This window comes from uncultured Aquimarina sp., from assembly GCF_947496855.1.
Lineage (GTDB): Bacteria > Bacteroidota > Bacteroidia > Flavobacteriales > Flavobacteriaceae > Aquimarina.
Window position 1 is genome coordinate 577,306 of record NZ_CANMED010000003.1, and the last position, 19,619, is coordinate 596,924.

At 32.4% G+C, this 19,619-nt stretch carries 20 protein-coding genes; 9 read left to right on the forward strand and 11 right to left on the reverse strand.

From position 1 onward, the window contains the following. Nucleotides 1-16 precede the first annotated feature (16 nt). The 4 genes from yajC to Q0921_RS12015 all read right to left on the reverse strand — a co-directional run bounded on the left by yajC (nucleotide 17) and on the right by Q0921_RS12015 (nucleotide 3,024). The gene (gene yajC / locus Q0921_RS12000) at nucleotides 17-316 is read right to left on the reverse strand and encodes a preprotein translocase subunit YajC (RefSeq protein WP_299257096.1); all 300 of its coding nucleotides are present in this window, start codon (nucleotides 314-316) and stop codon (nucleotides 17-19) included. Between the two features lie 6 nt (nucleotides 317-322). After that, a complete protein-coding gene (locus Q0921_RS12005; RefSeq protein WP_118457773.1) occupies nucleotides 323-802 on the reverse strand; it encodes a DUF1573 domain-containing protein in 480 nt (159 codons plus the stop codon). Nucleotides 803-851: 49 nt separating this feature from the next. Continuing rightward, the gene (gene nusB, locus Q0921_RS12010; protein WP_299257098.1) at nucleotides 852-1,763 is read right to left on the reverse strand and encodes a transcription antitermination factor NusB; all 912 of its coding nucleotides are present in this window, start codon (nucleotides 1,761-1,763) and stop codon (nucleotides 852-854) included. A gap of 166 nt (nucleotides 1,764-1,929) precedes the next feature. Beyond that, on the reverse strand, nucleotides 1,930-3,024 hold the full coding sequence (locus tag Q0921_RS12015) for a Glu/Leu/Phe/Val dehydrogenase dimerization domain-containing protein (RefSeq protein WP_299257101.1): 1,095 nt from the start codon (nucleotides 3,022-3,024) through the stop codon (nucleotides 1,930-1,932). A 141-nt stretch (nucleotides 3,025-3,165) separates the two neighbouring features. On the opposite strand from Q0921_RS12015, the gene Q0921_RS12020 reads away from it, so the two are divergent. The 4 genes from Q0921_RS12020 (at nucleotide 3,166) to Q0921_RS12035 (ending at nucleotide 8,674) form a co-directional block, all read left to right on the forward strand. Then, nucleotides 3,166-4,923: an ABC transporter ATP-binding protein gene (locus Q0921_RS12020; RefSeq protein ID WP_299257103.1), complete on the forward strand. Its 1,758-nt coding sequence runs from the start codon at nucleotides 3,166-3,168 to the stop codon at nucleotides 4,921-4,923. A gap of 78 nt (nucleotides 4,924-5,001) precedes the next feature. Further along, complete coding sequence (locus Q0921_RS12025) at nucleotides 5,002-5,397, forward strand: PUR family DNA/RNA-binding protein (RefSeq protein ID WP_299257105.1); 396 nt, start codon at nucleotides 5,002-5,004, stop codon at nucleotides 5,395-5,397. A 104-nt stretch (nucleotides 5,398-5,501) separates the two neighbouring features. Beyond that, a complete protein-coding gene (locus tag Q0921_RS12030; protein WP_299257107.1) occupies nucleotides 5,502-8,015 on the forward strand; it encodes a M14 family metallopeptidase in 2,514 nt (837 codons plus the stop codon). 14 nt (nucleotides 8,016-8,029) lie between these two features. Continuing rightward, a complete protein-coding gene (locus Q0921_RS12035; protein ID WP_299257109.1) occupies nucleotides 8,030-8,674 on the forward strand; it encodes an alpha/beta hydrolase in 645 nt (214 codons plus the stop codon). Nucleotides 8,675-8,728: 54 nt separating this feature from the next. Here Q0921_RS12035 and Q0921_RS12040 read toward each other — a convergent pair whose 3' ends face one another. Next, nucleotides 8,729-9,607: an alpha/beta hydrolase gene (locus tag Q0921_RS12040; RefSeq protein ID WP_299257111.1), complete on the reverse strand. Its 879-nt coding sequence runs from the start codon at nucleotides 9,605-9,607 to the stop codon at nucleotides 8,729-8,731. Then, nucleotides 9,594-10,058, reverse strand: a complete 465-nt coding sequence (locus Q0921_RS12045) for a DUF962 domain-containing protein (RefSeq protein WP_299257113.1) — start codon at nucleotides 10,056-10,058, stop codon at nucleotides 9,594-9,596. The genes Q0921_RS12040 and Q0921_RS12045 overlap by 14 nt, the downstream gene beginning before the upstream one ends. Nucleotides 10,059-10,147: 89 nt before the next feature. Here Q0921_RS12045 and Q0921_RS12050 point away from each other — a divergent pair, with 89 nt between their 5' ends. Continuing rightward, nucleotides 10,148-10,705 carry a thioredoxin family protein gene (locus Q0921_RS12050; RefSeq protein ID WP_299257115.1) on the forward strand — a complete coding sequence of 186 codons (558 nt, stop codon included), beginning with the start codon at nucleotides 10,148-10,150 and terminating at the stop codon, nucleotides 10,703-10,705. Nucleotides 10,706-10,708: 3 nt separating this feature from the next. Beyond that, a complete protein-coding gene (locus Q0921_RS12055; protein WP_299257117.1) occupies nucleotides 10,709-11,239 on the forward strand; it encodes a GNAT family N-acetyltransferase in 531 nt (176 codons plus the stop codon). Here Q0921_RS12055 and Q0921_RS12060 read toward each other — a convergent pair. The 5 genes from Q0921_RS12060 to Q0921_RS12080 all read right to left on the reverse strand — a co-directional run bounded on the left by Q0921_RS12060 (nucleotide 11,229) and on the right by Q0921_RS12080 (nucleotide 15,590). After that, entirely contained in the window at nucleotides 11,229-11,750 is a 522-nt protein-coding gene (locus Q0921_RS12060) for a YfiT family bacillithiol transferase (protein WP_299257118.1), read from the reverse strand. The genes Q0921_RS12055 and Q0921_RS12060 overlap by 11 nt on opposite strands. Nucleotides 11,751-11,760: 10 nt before the next feature. Continuing rightward, the gene (locus Q0921_RS12065; RefSeq protein ID WP_299257119.1) at nucleotides 11,761-12,561 is read right to left on the reverse strand and encodes a hypothetical protein; all 801 of its coding nucleotides are present in this window, start codon (nucleotides 12,559-12,561) and stop codon (nucleotides 11,761-11,763) included. A gap of 255 nt (nucleotides 12,562-12,816) precedes the next feature. Continuing rightward, nucleotides 12,817-13,749 carry a peptidylprolyl isomerase gene (locus tag Q0921_RS12070; protein WP_299257121.1) on the reverse strand — a complete coding sequence of 311 codons (933 nt, stop codon included), beginning with the start codon at nucleotides 13,747-13,749 and terminating at the stop codon, nucleotides 12,817-12,819. Nucleotides 13,750-14,229: 480 nt separating this feature from the next. After that, a complete protein-coding gene (locus tag Q0921_RS12075; RefSeq protein ID WP_299257123.1) occupies nucleotides 14,230-15,027 on the reverse strand; it encodes a hypothetical protein in 798 nt (265 codons plus the stop codon). Then, nucleotides 15,024-15,590: an RNA polymerase sigma factor gene (locus Q0921_RS12080; RefSeq protein ID WP_299257125.1), complete on the reverse strand. Its 567-nt coding sequence runs from the start codon at nucleotides 15,588-15,590 to the stop codon at nucleotides 15,024-15,026. The genes Q0921_RS12075 and Q0921_RS12080 overlap by 4 nt, the downstream gene beginning before the upstream one ends. Before the next feature lie 103 nt (nucleotides 15,591-15,693). Between Q0921_RS12080 and Q0921_RS12085 the strand changes: the two genes are divergently transcribed. From Q0921_RS12085 to Q0921_RS12095, 3 genes are all read left to right on the forward strand, one after another. Further along, a complete protein-coding gene (locus tag Q0921_RS12085; RefSeq protein ID WP_299257127.1) occupies nucleotides 15,694-16,176 on the forward strand; it encodes a hypothetical protein in 483 nt (160 codons plus the stop codon). Nucleotides 16,177-16,207: 31 nt separating this feature from the next. Beyond that, nucleotides 16,208-18,922, forward strand: a complete 2,715-nt coding sequence (locus Q0921_RS12090; RefSeq protein WP_299257129.1) for a CHAT domain-containing protein — start codon at nucleotides 16,208-16,210, stop codon at nucleotides 18,920-18,922. Nucleotides 18,923-19,074: 152 nt separating this feature from the next. Then, complete coding sequence (locus tag Q0921_RS12095; RefSeq protein WP_299257131.1) at nucleotides 19,075-19,572, forward strand: hypothetical protein; 498 nt, start codon at nucleotides 19,075-19,077, stop codon at nucleotides 19,570-19,572. Nucleotides 19,573-19,619: the final 47 nt, after the last annotated feature.

Genomic DNA, 19,619 nt, shown 5'->3' on the forward strand with positions numbered 1-19,619 from the left:
TTTATTAGCTGATAAATTACTTCTTCTTTTCAGCAGGTGGTGGCGCATTTAACTTCTGACTCATTTCTAAAGAAATAGCAGATTTATCAAATGTTAACTTACCTGATCCTGTTTCAATAACTACAGCATTACTTTTTTCACTAAAGTCAAAAACTTTTCCGTGAAGACCACTTTTTGTTACAACGCGATCTCCTTTTTTAAGTTCTGCAGCGAATTTCTTCTCCTTTTTTGCCTTTTGCATTTGTGGTCGTATCATAAAAAAATACATCACCACAAATATTAGAATAAAAGGAGCAAACGATTGAATTTGTTCCATAAAAAATTACTCGCTTACAGGAGTTCCGCTTACTGGTTTAGCTTTTGGAGTTACCATTGCCTTAATCTTAAGGATTTCTTTTCCTGCTTCAGTATTAGCAGTAATAGTAACTTGTTTGTTTTGAGCGTTTGGCTTACCGTTAGAATTAAACTTTACTAACATAGATCCAGTAGCTCCAGGAGCAACAGGCTCTTTTGTCCACTCAGGAACAGTACAACCACAACTTCCTTTTGCATTAACAATTACTAATGGTGCTTTACCTGTATTAGTAAATGTAAATGTATGCTCTACAACATCACCTTCATTGATTGTTCCAAAATCGTGTTCAGTTTGATCAAAGTTCATTACAGGGAAATCTGTATTCTTTGCATCACGATCTGCAGCATCTGCTACATTTTCTTCTTTAACTTTTTCTGCTGCATTATCTTTACAAGACATAAATGTCAAAGCAAAAACACCAGCTAAAATCAAGATTCCTTTTTTCATTACTTGGGTTTTTAATTAATTGAGGGTTAAAAATACTATTTTTTTTGAACTACATAAGACCTCGGCCTACTTTATTTAGTTTACCGCTTTCTTGGTATTCCTTGGATATTTTATCTAATATACCGTTGATAAAGATACTACTCTTTGGTGTACTATATTCTTTGGCAATCTCTAAATATTCGTTAATTGTTACTTTTACAGGTATAGAAGGGAACTTTTGGAACTCACAAATAGCCATTTTAATGACTGCTTTATCCAATTCTGCGATACGGTCTTTATCCCAATTAGGAGTTCTTCCTTCTATTTCTTTAGCATATTCTTCTTCGTTAAGTGCCGTTTTTCTAAAAATATCTTTGGCAAATTTCTTATCATCAATATCTTTATACAATTTTGGCAAAGACATGTGCTCATCATGAGTTTGCTTCACTTTTCTAAGCATTTTGATGATTCCTGTATTAACAAGAGGCAGATCATCTATCCAAGTAAGTCTTTTGTCTTCTATATATTCATATAGCTTATCGTTAGGTGCTATAATTTCTTTGAAAACATCAATAATGAAATCCTTATCTTCTTTAAAAGAACTCATCTTTGTTTTCATGTAATCAGCATAGAGTTCACTCTCACTAATTTCTTTCCAAAGAATTTTCACATACTCATCATCAAGATGCCAACAGTTCATTTTTTTATGATCTATTGCTTCCTTAAGCTCAGTATTTTTTTCTAACAACGTAAGAATTTCGTTATTAATAAACTTTTGGTTTGGGTTTTTTTCTTCTGAGGTCGCCAAATATTTTTTCTGGCTTTTTTCTAGAAAATCGGTTGCATGTTTTCTTATTTCTACTAGAAGTTGAAGATTTATAAGAAATAAATCATGCATCTGTTCAATACTAAAAAGCAAGAACTTTTCTTCTTTATCTAGATTATCACTTTGAGTCTGCTCTAAGGCATAGAGGGACTGCATTACTTTAACTCGGATATGTCTTCTGGTTAACATAAGAAATTACAAAGAACTATTATATTTAAAAAGGCGAAAGTGTATATCACTTTCGCCCTGCAAAAATACTATTATTTTTATTCTACCAATTCTAAAATTTACTTTTTATGAAGTAAATTTCATACAAATCTATTTATTGCTTTTTTTTGGCAGCGATTCTTTCATCTGCAATACTAACGGCAGCGGTATTTGTAGTCATACCAGTAGCCTTTGCTTTATTTAAAATATCTAATGTAGTATTGTAGATATTTTCAGTTTTAGTTATAATCTGATCTCTTCCATATCCTTCAATCTCAGCATATACATTAATAATCCCTCCTGCATTGATCAAAAAATCTGGTGCATACACAATCCCTTTTTCTTGTAATAATGGACCATGAATATTTTCTGAAGCTAACTGGTTGTTAGCAGCCCCTGCAATCACCTTAACTTTTAACTTATTAATAGTTTCATTGTTAACTGTAGCTCCTAATGCACAAGGTGCATAAATATCAGCCGTTTCTGAATACAAATCTTGTCCTTTATATATCTCTACTCCATACGCTTTACTTACTTCGTGAAGTCTTTCTTGATTTATGTCAGATATAATAACATTAGCTCCTTCTTCTGCAGTTAGACGAACAAGCTCTTCTCCAACGTGACCTATACCTTGTACTAATATTTTTCTTCCTTCTAGGTTATCTGTTCCATAAGCAAATTTTGCTGAGGCTTTCATTCCCATATAGACACCATAAGCGGTTACCGGAGATGGGTTTCCTGCTCCACCTTTAGACTCAGAAATCCCAGTTACATAAGGTGTTACTTCACGAACTGTATCCATATCAGAAGTTTCCATCCCCACATCTTCCGCTGTATAATATTTCCCACCTAGAGTATGCACAAATTCTCCAAAACGTTTCATTAAAGCAGGAGTCTTTAGTGTTTTGGGATCTCCAATAATAACAGCTTTTCCTCCCCCAAGGTTCAATCCTGTGATAGCCGCTTTATACGTCATCCCTCTGGATAACCTCAACACATCATTAAGAGCATCCCATTCTGTATTATAATTGTACATTCTAGTACCTCCTAAAGCCGGTCCTAAAATTGTGTTATGCACCCCAATTATTGCCTTTAATCCTGTATCTTTGTCTTGACAAAAAACAACTTGTTCGTGATCGTTAAAAGACAATTGGCCAAATACAGGAGCCTCTTTTTTTAATTGATTTGCAGTAAGCACTTCGGTTATCATTTTCGGAAATTTTAAAATGTTATAAATTATATAATAGTCAAAATTGAGGTGCTAAAATAATGTATTTTTACGAATTTTAAATTTTTTGTTGTTAAACTTTAAGAATTTGTTAATAATTCAGTTTCTAAAAATCAACACTTTATGCGTGCATTACGCCATCTAAACAAGTACTTCTTTAAATATAAATACCGCCTTCTTATCGGTTTTGTGATCACAATCATAGCCAGAATTTTTGCCATTGCTGTTCCTAAATTTGTTGGAGACTCTGTAGATGTTGTAGAACAGTATATAAATAATAACATCACTGATATTAATGAAGTAAAAACAGGATTAATGACCAATATCCTTTTTATTCTTGGATCTGTTTTAATTGCTGCTTTCTTCACTTTTTTAATGCGTCAGACCTTTATAGTAGTTTCCAGATTTATAGAATTCGATCTAAAAAATGAAGTCTTCAAACATTATCAGATACTATCCCTCAATTTTTATAAAAAGAATAGGACTGGTGATTTGATGAGTCGTATCAGCGAGGATGTGTCCAAAGTAAGAATGTATGTTGGTCCTGCTATTATGTATAGCGTAAATACGATTACTTTGTTCGTGGTAGTAATAGGATATATGATTAGTATTGCTCCAGAATTAACCCTGTACACGGTTGCTCCACTGCCAATTCTTTCTATTTCTATTTATAAACTAAGTGTAGCTATACATAAAAGGAGTACCATCGTACAACAATTTTTATCCAAGCTAACGACATTTACCCAAGAATCATTTAGCGGTATTTCTGTCATCAAAGCTTATGGAATAGAACCACAAACGCTAAGAAACTTTACAGAGTTATCTAATACCAGTAAAGAAAAGAACATTGACCTAGTAAAAGTACAAGCATTATTTTTTCCATTAATGGTACTGCTTATTGGTATTAGCAATATCTTGGTTATTTATATTGGTGGCAAACAGTATATTAATGGCACGATTAAGGACCTTGGTGTGATTGTAGAATTTATCATTTTTGTTAATATGCTCACTTGGCCAGTTGCTACTGTAGGTTGGGTAACTTCGATTATACAACAGGCAGAAGCTTCTCAAGCAAGGATTAATGAGTTCTTAAGTCAGGAACCGGAAATCACAAATTCTGTTACAAATAAGACACCGATAATAGGAAATATTACCTTCGATAATGTTTCTTTTACCTATGATGATACTAATATTACGGCATTAAAAAACATAAGTTTTGAAATTAATTCCGGGCAAACGATTGCTATTATTGGAAAAACAGGGTCGGGAAAATCCACAATTTTAGATCTATTAGGAAGATTGTATGATGTTTCTGATGGGAAAATTAAAATCGATGGAAAGCCTATTGGAGATCTAAATTTAGTAAATCTTAGGACATCAATAGGATATGTTCCTCAGGATGCTTTTCTCTTTAGCGACTCGATAAGAAATAATATAAAATTCGGAAAAGTAAACGCTACAGACAATGAGGTTTTAGAAGCTGCAAAAAATGCCGTTGTTCACGAAAATATCCAAGGGTTTAGTAAAGGATATGATACCGTTTTAGGAGAACGTGGAATTACCTTATCTGGTGGACAAAAACAGCGAGTTTCTATTGCCCGAGCAATTATAAAAAACCCATCTATCCTCCTTTTTGATGATTGTTTATCTGCGGTAGATACGGAAACTGAAGAAGAAATACTCAACAATCTCAATAGAATATCTAAAAATAAGACAACTTTTATTGTAAGTCATAGGGTTTCTACTGTAAGAAATGCAGATAAAATAATTGTTTTAAACGAAGGGGAAATCATCCAACAAGGCACTCATAATCAACTATTAGACATCGACGGATATTATAAAGAACTATATTTAAAACAACTGAGCGAAAAAGAAATTTGATATTTTGTTGTACGATTAACAATTTTTTTAGATTTTTGATTCCATCGTAACAGACTAATTAATTAAGAAATACGGATTATGAGCGATAATGAAATGTTGGAGAAAGAGGAAATTTTCTCAAAAGTTTTAAGAGCAGGAAGAAGAACATATTTCTTTGATGTAAGATCAACAAAAGCTGGAGATTACTATCTTACCATTACAGAGAGTAAAAAATTCACTAATGATGATGGATCTTTTCACTACAAAAAGCATAAAATCTATTTATACAAAGAAGACTTTGTAGGATTTAGTGAAATTTTAGCTGAGATGACTGATTTCATTGTCAATGAAAAAGGCGAAGAAGTTATAAGCGAAAGACATCAAAAAGATTATCAGAAATCTTACGAACAAAATGCAGAAGAAACGGCAACTGCTAATGAAGAAGTTACTGCTTCTACAGAAAGTTTTACCGATGTAAGCTTCGATGACATATAAGACATAATAACTTATGTTAAACTTATGCAAACCGCTTCAATCTCTGAGGCGGTTTTTTTTATTTTCGATGACTATAAACTCAATACTCGCACAAATCATCTAAAATGAAGCACTTCTTTACTATTATCTTATCCTTGTTATTCTTTTCTTCCTTTTCTCAAGAAAACCTATCATTAGATTATTATTTACCAAAAGGAGTGTCTTACAATCCTGAAATTCCAACACCACAAAGTGTTTTAGGATTTGTTCCGGGAAAATGGCATGTCACACACGACAAACTAATAGAATACATGAAAGCCTTAGCAGAAGCTTCTCCACGTATCACACTAGAGGATCGTGGGAAAACTTTTGAAGATCGTCCAATTATTCTCTTAACGATCACTTCAGAAAAAAATCATCAAAACCTTGAAAAAATAAGAACCCAACATCTTCAACTCACACAAACGAATGCTAGCACAGTAGATATCCCATCTATGCCTACAGTTGTATACCAAGGTTTTTCTATTCACGGTAATGAACCTAGTGGATCCAACGCCAGTTTGGTAGCGGCATATTATCTGGCCGCTGGACAAGGAAGCCAGATTGACGAGCTTCTAGACAACGTTGTGATTTTATTTGACCCTTCACTTAACCCTGATGGACTCCAACGTTTTGCATATTGGGCGAATACCAACAAAAGTAAAAACATAAATACAGATCCTCAGGATCGTGAATATAGCGAAGTATGGCCTGGAGGAAGAACCAATCATTATTGGTTTGATATGAACCGTGATTGGCTACCTGTGCAATTACCAGAATCAAGAGCAAGAATTAAAACCTTTCATCAATGGTATCCAAATATCCTAACGGATCATCATGAAATGGGAGCTAATAGTACTTTTTTCTTTCAGCCAGGAATACAATCCAGGACACACCCTCTGACTCCTAAATTAAATCAAGAACTTACCAAAAAGATTGCAAATTATCACGCAGATGCATTTAACAAAATAGGATCTTTATACTTTACTGAAGAAAATTTTGATGATTTCTATTACGGAAAAGGCTCTACTTTTCCAGATATTAACGGAGGAATTGGTATTCTGTTTGAACAAGGAAGTTCTCGTGGACATGCTCAGGAAACAGATAATGGGGTATTGACATTTCCTTTTACCATACGAAATCAATTTACTGCAACACTTTCTACATTAGAAGCCGCAAAATCGATGCGTATAGAATTGCTTCAATACCAAAAGAATTTTTATGTAAATGCAAGAAAAGAAACACAGAATGGAGCTTACATTTTTGGTAATGAAAAAGATGCAGCTTCTGCATACCACTTGGCAGAGATTTTAAAACGTCATCAAATCAAGTTTTACAATCTAAAAAATGACATCACCTCAGATGGCAAAAAATTCAAAAAAGGATATAGTTATGTAGTACCAAAAAACCAAAAACAAAGTCGTTTGATAAAAGCTATGTTTGAGAAAAGAACTACATTTCGGGATAGCTTGTTTTATGATGTTTCTGCTTGGACCTTCCCTCTAGCATTTAACCTAGATTATTCTGAAAAATCAGTTACTACGGATTTAGGAAATGAAATTACTGAGTTAAGGCACAACAAACCCAATGCGATTAATAAAAGTAATTATGCTTACTTAATGGAATGGCACGAATACTACACGCCCGCTGTGTTATATAAAATCTTACATAAAAGATTAAGAGCTAAAGTAGGTATGAAACCATTTTCTATCGAAAACAAAAATTATGATTATGGAACTATTATGATTCCAATTCAAAACCAGGAATTAAACTCTGAAGAAATATATTCATTTTTACAAAAAATTGCTTCAGAAAATCACGTAAATATTACAGGAGTATCAACAGGACTTACTACCGGAATTGACCTGGGTAGCACTCAATTTAGAGCCTTAACCTTACCGAAAATTGCGCTATTTACAGGAGCTGGAATTACCCCTTATGATGCTGGTGAAATCTGGCACCTAATGGACCAACGTTATAATATTCCGATCACGAAACTAAATACAGATAATCTAGAAAGAAGAAATCTATCTAGTTATACGCATATCATTTTACCAAATAGTTGGAATCAGACAATGAATAAAAATGTTATCGATAAACTAAAAACATGGATTCGAAACGGAGGAACATTGATTGGCTATAGAAACGCTGCTCAATTCTTTAAGAATAACGAACTAATGAAAATCGAATTTTCTAAACCAGAAAACGATGCCAAAAACATCTCTTTTGAACAAAGAAGAGATTTCTTTGGTGCTCAAGTCATTGGAGGAGCAATTTTTCAAGCTAAAACCGATAGATCACATCCTATCAATTTTGGCTACAAAAATGACAAAATAGCTATGTTTAGAAATACTACGTTATTTATCAAAGCTGATAAACAAAGCTACAGCAATCCTATTCAATATACAAAAGCTCCATTATTAAGCGGATACATTAGTAAAAAGAATCTAGATTCTTTATCAGGTACTGTACCCTTTAGACATCAAAGTCTAGGAAGAGGAAATACTATTCTATTCACAGATAATACTAATTTTAGAGCTTTTTGGTACGGGACTAACAAATTACTAATGAATGCTATTTTCTTTAGTGATGAAATGTAATTACTTGGAGACTCATGAACACTCATTTAATGTTTACCGTTCTATTCCTCTGGATGTTATCATCATGTAGAAGTAATTACGATCAAAATGATCGGTTTATTTTCTTTTTTCATAATCGATTTCTTGAAACTCATGAACTGAATGAACTTCATCCAGAATTTGGAAGAACTGAATACAAAGAAATCATTGGAGGGTTTGAAAAAAAAGATTTCAAGGTTATTAGTGAAAAAAGAAATGCCAATGTGAATGCTAGAACATATGCTAACAAAGTTGTACATCAAATAGACAGCTTATTAAAAAAAGGGATTGATCCTAAAAAAATAACTGTAGTAGGTACTTCGAAAGGTGGATATATTGCTCAATATGTATCAACTTTGGCAAACAATTCTAATTTAAATTTTGTGTTTATAGCCAGTTTTAGAGATCGTGATATTATAGATATTCCTGAAATCAATTATTGCGGAAATATTTTGACTATTTATGAAAAAACAGATCCTTTTGGAGTATCTGCTATAGCAAGAAAAGAAAATTCGACCTGTAATATTATACATTTTAAAGAAATTGAACTTACTACGGGAATGGGTCACGGATTTCTTTTCAAACCATTAAAAGAATGGATAGAGCCTACTATACAATGGGCATCTGAAAAATATGAATGAATTATAATGACATCTCATACTAATGTCTTTTCTGAATAGGCACTATTTTAAAAATTATAATTGTTTTCTAAACTCTTCATAGTGATACAACACTTCTTCAGGAGCTTCTGTTTGTGGATAATGTCCAATTGTACTTAATATCACTACATCAGCATTAGGTGCAATTTCTTTATAGAATTCCGCCATATGCTTTCCTGAGATCGGATCTACTCCTCCATCAATAAGCCTTTTCGGCACATCCGAATATTGTACCGCTTCACGCCATCGAATCTTATAAGTATCTCTTTCTGTTAGATATTTAATAAGTTTTGGAATTACATTTTTGCCAGCATTATAGTCTATCGTTTCCCAAAACTCATCTATCTCCTCTTCACTGGCTTGCGTATACTCTCCAAATATCTTTTTGAAATTTTTTGCTAACGTATTTCGACCCATAAAATGTTTCAGAATAGTACCAAAAGGAGTTAGCAACATTCTTTGTGTAAGTGTAGGGAAATTGGTCTCTGGGAACATTCCACCATTAAGAAAGCAAACAGATTCAATTTTAAATTCATATTCAAGATTTTCTTTATACCTAGCTAACATTTCCTGAACCACTGTATCCCCATAATCATGTGCCAATATATGAAAAGAAGTAATCGCTTTTTCTTTTAAAAACGTTTCCCATAAATCAACTTGCGAAGCTATGGTATATCTAAAATCAGTGGGTTTAGAAGAAAAACCATATCCCAACATATCGATAGCGTATACCTTATATTTCTTGACAAGAGTGTTCCAAATCTTATTCCAATCCCAAGAAGAGGTTGGAAATCCGTGAACTAGAATGAGCGGCACTCCTACTCCTTCTTCCTTATAGAAAATTTGATATTTTTTGTATGAATAATATGATCCGGAATTTTTCCAATCCTGTAATCGCATATTACTTTTTTCCAAACATTTTTTGGATTACCCAAGCAGGTCCGATTAGTAAAAACTGTAAATCCTGTGCTGCAGAAGGCTTCTTTCCTTCTAGATGATGTCCATAAAATTGCCCTACCCAGGCAACCACAAAAATAATAAGAGATACCATCCATAATGGTGCATATTGACTAATATAATAATTAGTTATAATACAGAAAGCAACAAAAACTAATATCTGTAGTGCCATTTTCACAGATAATCTAACATAAAACAAAAGAATAAGTAAGGCTACCACAAAGGCCCAGTTTTCTATAAAAGGATTTTCACCAGGTATAATTGAAGCCAAAAAACCACTAGGAATACTCATAATCAAACCTACAACAGAAAAAAATATCGCAGGAACGCATATGAAATGAATTGCAATATTTGTTTTGTTTTGATGACTTACCGCATATTCTTGAAACCAAGTCTCTAAAGTTTTCATAACTATGGAATTTTAATGTAACTAAGATAGCAATTTTTAGACTCATAAAGTATAAAATTGTAATTTCGAAAACCTAAAAATTTAACATCATGGCTCGTACTTCTTCAAATATGCTACCTCTTGGTACAACTGCTCCAGATTTCACGTTGGTAGATAGTGTTACTAACAATAAAATTTCATTAAAAGACATCAAGGGCGAAAAAGGAACCGTAATTATGTTTATATGCAATCATTGTCCTTTTGTTATCCACGTCAATGAAGAGATTGTGAGAGTAGCTAACGACTACCGTGTGCAAGGATTTGGTTTTGTTGCTGTCAGTAGTAATGATATTGAAAATTATCCACAAGATGCTCCTGAACATATGTGGAAAACCGCTCAGAAAAACAATTATACATTCCCTTATTTGTTTGATGACACCCAAGAAGTAGCTAAAGCGTATGATGCTGCTTGCACACCGGATTTTTATCTTTTTGATGGAGAATTAGAACTTATTTATAGAGGACAATTAGATGATTCCAGACCAGGAAACGGAATACCTGTAAATGGTCGTGATCTTCGCCAAGCACTAGACGCTGTTCTTAAAAACTCTAAAGTTATTGAACCACAAAAACCTAGTATAGGTTGTAATATTAAGTGGAAAGAGTAACGTATGACTTTTGAAATTGAATTCCATAGATGTTCAGAAAACGATATTGAGGCTTTAGCAAAAGTAAGCCAACAATTCTATCCAGAACACTACTCACATATCTGGAAAAACGGAGACACTAGTTTTTATGTCAATCTAAGTTTTACTACAGCCGCTTTTAAAAAAAACATTGAATCTGAAAATATTATTTATTTTTTAATTCAAAAATCCGACAAGGTTCTCGGATTGTTAAAACTAAGAAAGCATCAAGAATTAGTAGGATACACAAAAACTGAAGCTCTCCAACTTGAAAAAATATATCTTCTGTCCGAAGCTACGGGATTAGGCATAGGTACATTTGCTCTAGATTTCACAAAAAATCTAGCTAAAGAATTGAATAAAAAAATTATTTGGCTTGATGTTATGACCACAAGTCCTGCCCTTCAATTTTATAAAAAGTTGGGATTTAAGACTATTTCTTATTATAATCTAGACTATTCTGGATTAAAGGATGGTTATAGAGAAATGCAACGAATGATACTCTCTATTTTGTAGCTGTTGCCACTATCTGCAGATGTGCCAAATGATGATTTCCATGCCAAGCATAGATACCAATATCTTCTGCTAACGAAATTTCTACAGTACCTTCTGGATGAATAAATACTTTTTCTAAATCATTCTCTGATAGTCCTTTTAAGAAATATGCCCATTTTGCGTGTAATGCTTTAATCAAATCTAATGAGAGATGAATAGGTGCTGATTTAGTATCAAATAATTCTGCCCATCGATCTTCATAATAAGCTTTAATGACTGGCTTGTCTTCTGTAAGTGCCCATTTAAAACGTATATAACCATTATGATGACTATCATTAACATGATGAATAACTTGCCTTGCTGTCCATCCACCAGATCGGTAAGAAGTCTCTAATTGTTCTTCAGAAAAACCTGAAACAAGTTCAGATATTTTTGCAGGTAACTCTTCTATATCGTTTATCCACTTAGAGATATGTACTTTAGTAATATTCGTAGGACATTCAAATTCTCCTATAGGATATTGAAGATTCATAGTATCATTTTTATTCTACCTTTTTATACAAAACTAAGTTAGAGGATGTATCCTGTAAATCCTTAACTACTAACTCAACTGCATTTAAAGATTCTATTTTATATCTATAAATATACTGGTCTTTGGGAGATGAGCAATACATAACATTATCTTTAATTTTTACCTTCAATCGCTTTAAAAACTTACCATCTCGGAAATTAAATCGTATGGTTTCTTCGAAAATCATATGTTCATCAGGAAATTGAACATTCACCCATTTCCCCTGAAGAGCATCATACGTACTTCTGTTCTTAAATTTATTATCCAACAACGATTTCATTCGAAGGCTATAATCCACAAAAGTTTCTTCGGGCTCAATATTAGTAACTGCCTTACCTGTAACTACTTTATCGATCTCTTCTCCTTTATCAAAATAATACTTAGATTCATACTTTGTGAAAGCATTAGAATAATCCATCACTACGAAACCATCATCATTTTTCTTTTCCATATATTGACGTTGCTTATAGTCTACATGGATTAATTGATCGTTCCAGAAATAGAAAATAGTAATCACCATCGCATTAGGCATACCTATTCTTCTTATTATTTTCTTTAGACGCTCGTGCTCGTAATATCCATTAAGTTCTGCACCGTGATCAGCAATTTGATCAAGAAACTCTTCTGGATCTAAAGAAAACACATCAGATTCCATATAACTATCGATGATTTCTATCTGATCATTAATAGCTGCCATTGTAGCCTCATCTTTCTGAGAAAAAGAAAAATTTATACAACAAAATGTTAAAAAAACTACTAGTATCCACTTCATAACTAACAAAAAAAAGGGGTTCTTTATTTGTTCCCAACTCCAAAAAGGGGATGTAAATATCTAAATTATAGATGGAAAAGTTTACTATTTTCGGTAAAAATTGCAAATTGAGACGTAAAAACACCCCTTTTAAGGCTGCCTACAAGTGTTAACGAAAAGTTAAAAAATATTTATCACTATAAAATCACAGACAATCAGCACAAAAAAACCTCTGAAATAAACTTCAGAGGTTTTTTTTATCCTTAAAAAAGGGATTTATTTCACCGCAACCAATTCTACGTCAAAAATCAAAGTAGCATTTGGTGGAATTACTCCTCCAGCACCATTTGCTCCATACCCTAAAGATGGTGGAATTACAAAACGTGCCTTATCTCCTACTTGTAATAAAGCAATACCTTCATCCCATCCTGGAATTACTTGCCCCATTCCTAATGGAAAATCTATTGGTTGATTACGCTTGTAAGAAGAATCAAAAACAGTACCGTCTGTTAAACTCCCTTTATAATGAACAGAAACGGTTTTTCCTTTTTCCGCTTGTGCTCCATCTCCTTTTTGAATTATTTTATAATGCAAACCACTATCTGTTTTATCAAATCCAGCGGCCAATTCTTCTAACTGTTGTTCTGCTTCTTTTTTTGCTGCAGCTTCTCTCTCTGCTTTAGCTCCACTAAACTGTCTAAACCTCTCTACTGCATTAAAATTCTCTGCATCAGCTCCTACTCTAACAATCTCCAAAGATTCAATAGTATCTCCTTGTGCTACAGCATTGACAACATCTAGACCTTCTACCACTTTACCAAAAACAGTATGTTTACCGTCTAACCAAGCAGTTTCTACGTGAGTAATAAAAAACTGACTTCCGTTAGTCCCCGGTCCCGCATTAGCCATAGATAATACTCCTGGTCCATCGTGCGTAAGATCTGAATGAATTTCATCATCAAATTGATATCCTGGTCCACCAGCTCCTGAACCTTGAGGATCTCCTCCTTGAATCATAAAATCAGGAATAACTCTATGGAATTTTAACCCATTATAATAAGGTTTTCCTTGAGGAATTGCCTGGTTTTCCATATTTCCTTCTGCCAAACCTACAAAGTTTCCAACTGTTCCCGGAGTTTTTTCATACTCTAGATTTACTAGAATGCTTCCTTTTGTTGTATTAAATTTTGCGTATAATCCGTCTTGCATAACTGCGTGTTTTAAGCTTATTAAATTTTAAGCTGCAAAGATAGGTAATTGCTTAATGTTTAGTGTACAAAAACGTAGGATTGTTTCCCAATTAAAGTGATTTCTATGCAAGGTTTTTATTGAAGGCATATGCCTCTAAATCTCAACTCTCTCTTCGACAAGCTCCGCGGTTACTGAAGGTTTTTAACAATGCATTTTTTTTTAAAGAAATCTTGTTTACTGAAAAGGTAATACTAGAGATATAGTTTTATGCGAAAACCAATATCATTAAGTTAAGGAATACAAAGGTCAGTCTGAGTATGTCGAAGATCAATAAAGCCTCTGTATTCAATTACACTTCGACAAGCTTAGTGTAACAAAATAGATTCTTTTGGAGCTTTCATTAAAGATACTGTTATTAAAATTAATAAAGAAACTGCTATTCGGTCGAATCTCTCGAATTAATAAATTTAAGGTCTAAAAAAATAATCTCTAATAGATTTAATCAATTTTATCCAACAGCTCTTGAGCTTCTGTATATTTATAATTGCTTTTATCGGCCGTAATTGTTTGTAAAACAGTTTTAAGCTTACGTTTATTCTTTTCTTTCAAAAACACCAAAGCCTTATACCAATTTGCTTTTTTAGACTGCAAAGTATTAGAATTGGTTAATAGTTCGAATTGTGCTAAGGCTTCGTCAAACTTATTGAGTTCGATATAAGCAATACCATTATAGATATAGCTTAAGGGGTCGATAGCAATTTCTTTTTCGTGATATGTTGCAAAAGACTCTGTTGCCTCTTGATACTTTTTATCTTCGAATAACAATTGTGCATTCTCTAGTAATGTATTAGCATCCTCGCCTCTAGTAACTAATGACGGTATCTCATCCATATGGACATAAGAAGCATATAACTCATCATAATTAGTATCCTTAAAAACAAATAAAGAAATTGTGATTAAAACAGCAATAGATGCAGCAATTCCAATAAACCAAAAGGTTTTACTCTGTGAACTCGATCTGTTTTCTGCGATTACTTCATTAATAGTAGATTTCAAATTAACTGCTTTATCACTTTCATAAAAAGATTTCAGTTGTAAAGCTTTATCTGTTTTTAATACTTTTTTATCACCTTGCACCCATTCTTCGTCCTCATAAATGGTTAGCATATCTTTTTGCAACTTTAGTTCTTCAGCTAGTGCTGAGTCTTCAGCAACTCTTTTTTCGAATGCTTGCTTTTCTGATGCAGACATAGTACCACTCAGATAATCATCAATTTCTATTGGGTAGTCCTTCATAATTCTTTAATTTGATTATATCTGGTATCGCTTTTAATCAATTTAGTCAATTGTGATTTACAATTAAAAATACGTTGTCTCACTACATTATCTGTGTTATATCCTAGTTTTTCCATAATATCTTTATAAGGTGTTTTCTGAAAAAACAACTGTAATAATTGCTTACAGCTATCGGACAGTTTTGTTAATTTCTCCTGAAAAAGTTCCCATTTTTCTTGTTCTAAAGTCGCCATAGTCATGTCTTCTATTTCTTTAGAGTGTTCCAAAACCTCATCATTTGTTACTATCCTTTTTTGTTTATTTAGTTCTCTACGCCATAAATTTCTACAAACTGCATAGAAATAAGCGCTAAAAGAGCTTTCTATTACAAAGGCTTTTACCTTATATCTGGCGATTAGTTGCATCAATGCTTTCTGAAAAACATCTTCTGCATCTGCAATATCTCCACTATTACCAAGAACAAAACTTCTTATTTTAGGAAACTCTTTTATATACAAGTCTTGCATAAGTTCTTTATCCCCTGTAACGAGTTGCTTAAGTTGATCTTTTTCAGTTATCTGCATTAAGATATCTTTAACTAATTGATTTTTTTTACTTTTGCCTAGTAACATTTATTAGGTTAGGGGAACATACTAATAAATAATGAAAACAAAAAAAGATTTAAGAATGAAAAAAATCACATTACTAGTAGTAACTGCAGTTTTTGCAATTGGAATACAAAGCTGCTCAACGGATGAAATTGGAATTGAAGAGGTAACATTACAGGAATTATTATCTAAAAAACTAACATCTAACAATTCGTTAGAAGGTCCAACTTCTTATTGCAAAATTTTTGCAGTATTTCCGAGTACCACAAGCTCTAATGAGCGTGATGTAATTAGATTTCAACATATGAATAGCACAGAATCATTTGGATTTTTTACCTTTAAAGCTACTGAATGTCAATTCATAGAAATCTGGAGAGTAGACTGTTCTAAAATTCCTAGGGAATATGGTGACGGGACTGTTGAAGGTTCTACGATCGTTTACAATACAAGAAATGGCTCTGACGTAGATACTGAAGATGGTGACGTCTCAGCTTTCGAAATATTAGATACTTATACTGATTTAGAAAGTTTAATTTCAGGTTGTATGACAATTATGCTCTAATCAATTATCCACAAAATTAGAATCTAATCAATTGAAAAAATATATCCCCTTCTTATTTTATATCCTGGTGATGAATGTTCATTGTCAGGATATATCGTTTACATTAGATTCTATTCATAACAGCCCTGGTACTGATCACGACAAGCTTGATATGTATTATAAGCTTTTGGATTCTTACAGCGAACAAAAAAATCATACGCAATTAGGGTATGACGCCCATTTGTTGGCTAAATGGATGCTGAGAGAAAACGACAGACCATTGGCCATCAAAATAGTTAAGATGGCATATGAGGCAAGAGAAAAAGCCAATCCATATGATCCAGAATTGTTAAAAAGAAGCTATTATAATTATGCTAATTATAATAAAAACTACGGCAATATAATTAAGTCTATTGAGTATTTCGAAAAAGTAATCGAAGTGAGTACAACCGATTACCTTAAAGGAAGAGCCAATGCACTTATAGGCAAATGTTATGAGATATTAGATGATCTTTATAAATCAATAGAATATCAATCAAAGGCTTTTGAGTATTTCAGTAAAAATAAAAAACTAAACTATACAATAAGTAATCATATAAGTATTGCCATCACATATACTAATATTAGAAATGAAATAAGTAATAAAAAAGCGATACATCATTTATTGATCGCAGAATCTTTAATTAAAAAAAGTAAAAAACCTAATCTTCTAAAACTAAGTAATGTTTATAATAACTTAGCTAATCTATATCAAAAAGGAGCGGGTACGGTTGATATAAAAAAAGGGTTTGATTATTATGATAAAGCGTTGGAAGTTCTTAAGAAAAATAATCTTTTGTCTGAATTACCCTTTATACATCATAATATCGGCATCTCTTATATAGGAGTAGATTCTATTCTTTCTAGACATCACCTTGATCAAGCATTATTATATATTCCAAAAGACGATCCCTATTTAGCAAATATCTATGCAGGATTTGGATATGATGAAAAACAAAACGGAGAATATACTGAGGCGCAAGAATATTTCCGGAAGTCTTTTTCTTTATTTTTTAATAAAGAAATCCCAAATAGTCATTGGTTACCTCAAAAAGATCAGATGAGTGTTTTAGATGACAAAGCATATTTCTTGGAACTGTTAAAAAGAAAAATGCATACTTGGATATTAATGGGTAAAAGAGACCATAATTTAGAATATTATCAACAAGCTATTCATACTGCATACACCTGTAATGATTTAATAGATTATCTTTTAAAAGAAGATATTTCGCATGAGTCAAAACTATTCTGGAGAAGCTTAGCTTCTGAGATATACATTATAGCTTTAGATGCCTGCTACGCAAGTAATAATTTAGAGGATGCATTCTTTTTTATGGAAAAAAGCAAAGCTTTATTATTAATGCAAGATGTAAGTAAAACAAAAATTGATATTCCTGATAGTATACTAGGACGAGAATATTTTTTGAAAAATAAAATAATTAATCTTCAAAATACGCTGATTAACACAAAAGAAAGTAAAAAAGATTCGATATCCTCACTTCTATTAGACAGAAAAACAAAACTCCAAGCATACAAAGATTCTCTTGCCCCATACTATCCAGAATATTTTACATCCACAGAACTTCCCACTATTATTTCTTTAGAGGATGTTACGTTACCAAATAATGAGATTATTGTTCAATACTCTATGGCAGAACGGGTATATGGTGTAGCGCCCGAAGCTTATGGAATGTTATTATCAAAGGACAAAAAAAAGTTGTTTAAAATAGATAGCCTTAAAAAGTTTGAGAAAAACATTTACAAATTAAGACAACAATTAAATAAACCTTTTAATACTTCAAAAGAAATTGAAGAATATAAAAAACTTTCTAATACAGTATATAATTCTTTATTCCCAAGAGAGATTAGAAATGATATAAAAAATAAAAAGCTTACCATAATAGGAGATCATATTCTTAATTATTTCCCTTTCGAAGCTCTAATAATAGATGTGGAAAAAAATCTATATTTAATAGAAGAAACAGAGATTACTTATGAATACTCGCTTTCGTTTAAAAAACAAAACAACTCGTTTATAAGAAAACCGAGCAAAGATTTTCTTGGAGTAGCTCCAGTTGAATTTCCTGACAAACTAATTAGTTTATCTAAAAGTTTAGAAGAAATCTCTTATGCTAATAGTTATTATGATGGAGAGTTATTAAGTTTAGATAAAGCTACAAAAGAAAACTTTAAAAAAGAAATTGATAAATATAAAATAGTACATTTAGCGACTCACGCGGATGCATCTGACAGTTTAAATCCCTGGATTGCTTTTAGAGATAAAAAATTGTATCATCTAGAGTTGAACACCTTGAAAAACAACGCCGATTTAGTGGTGCTCAGTGCCTGTAACACTTCTCTTGGTGAGGTTCGTAGAGGGGAAGGTGTGTTGAGTCTTGCTCGTGGATTCTTCAAATCCGGAGCTAAATCTGTGATTCCATCACTATGGAGTACGAATGATAAGACTACTGCAAAGATCACCTCTGATTTTTATAAAAATCTAAGTGAAGGACAAACTAAATCAGCTGCTTTACGAAACGCAAAACTTAATTACTTACGCAATAATACGGATGCAGAAGCTTCGCCTCATTATTGGGCATCTTTAGTACTGATTGGTGACAGTGGGACACTATTGCCACGGGCTAATAATCTGTTATTCTTGTGGATTGGGTTGGGTGTTATTTTGGTAATTTTACTGGGTTATTTCGTATCCAAAAAATTGAGATGAAACCTTTACGTAAATACATATGTACTTATATCTTTTTCAGTTATTTGCATTAAGATATCTTTAACTATTTGATTTTTTTTACTTTTGCGTGGTAACATTTATTAGGTTAGGGAAACATTCTAATAAATATATAAACAAAAAAAGATTTAAGAATGAAAAAAATCAAATTACTAGTAGTAGCCGCAGTTTTTACAATTGGAATACAAAGCTGCTCAACAGATGAAATTGGAATTGAAGAGGAAAATATTATTGAAGAAAACGGTCTATCTAAAAGGCAATCTATTATTATTAATAATAATGATAATAATATTCCAGACGGCCCAATTCGTAAGGTTTATCTTTATTACCCTCCTGATATGTCTTTTCAAGATAGATTAGATTATTTTGAATATTTTAGAGAAAATGTATTATTTATAACTTTCATACAACTAAATGATGGTTGTGAAAATGTAGATTTTTTTCTTGGAATTCTTAGAGATGAAGCACCTAAGCCAGAAGTTGTTGTAGTTAGAGCGTCAAATGATGTAAACGAAGATGTACCTGATTTTACGGAAGGTTCTGATACTTTTCCTTTCGACTCTAAATCTAATCCAGAATTAATTGGCCTAGAGAATTTTTGTGCTATAATAAATCGTATCGAAGGTAATTAACAAACTTTTATATTGAAAAAATCAATATCCCGTTTTATACTAACCCT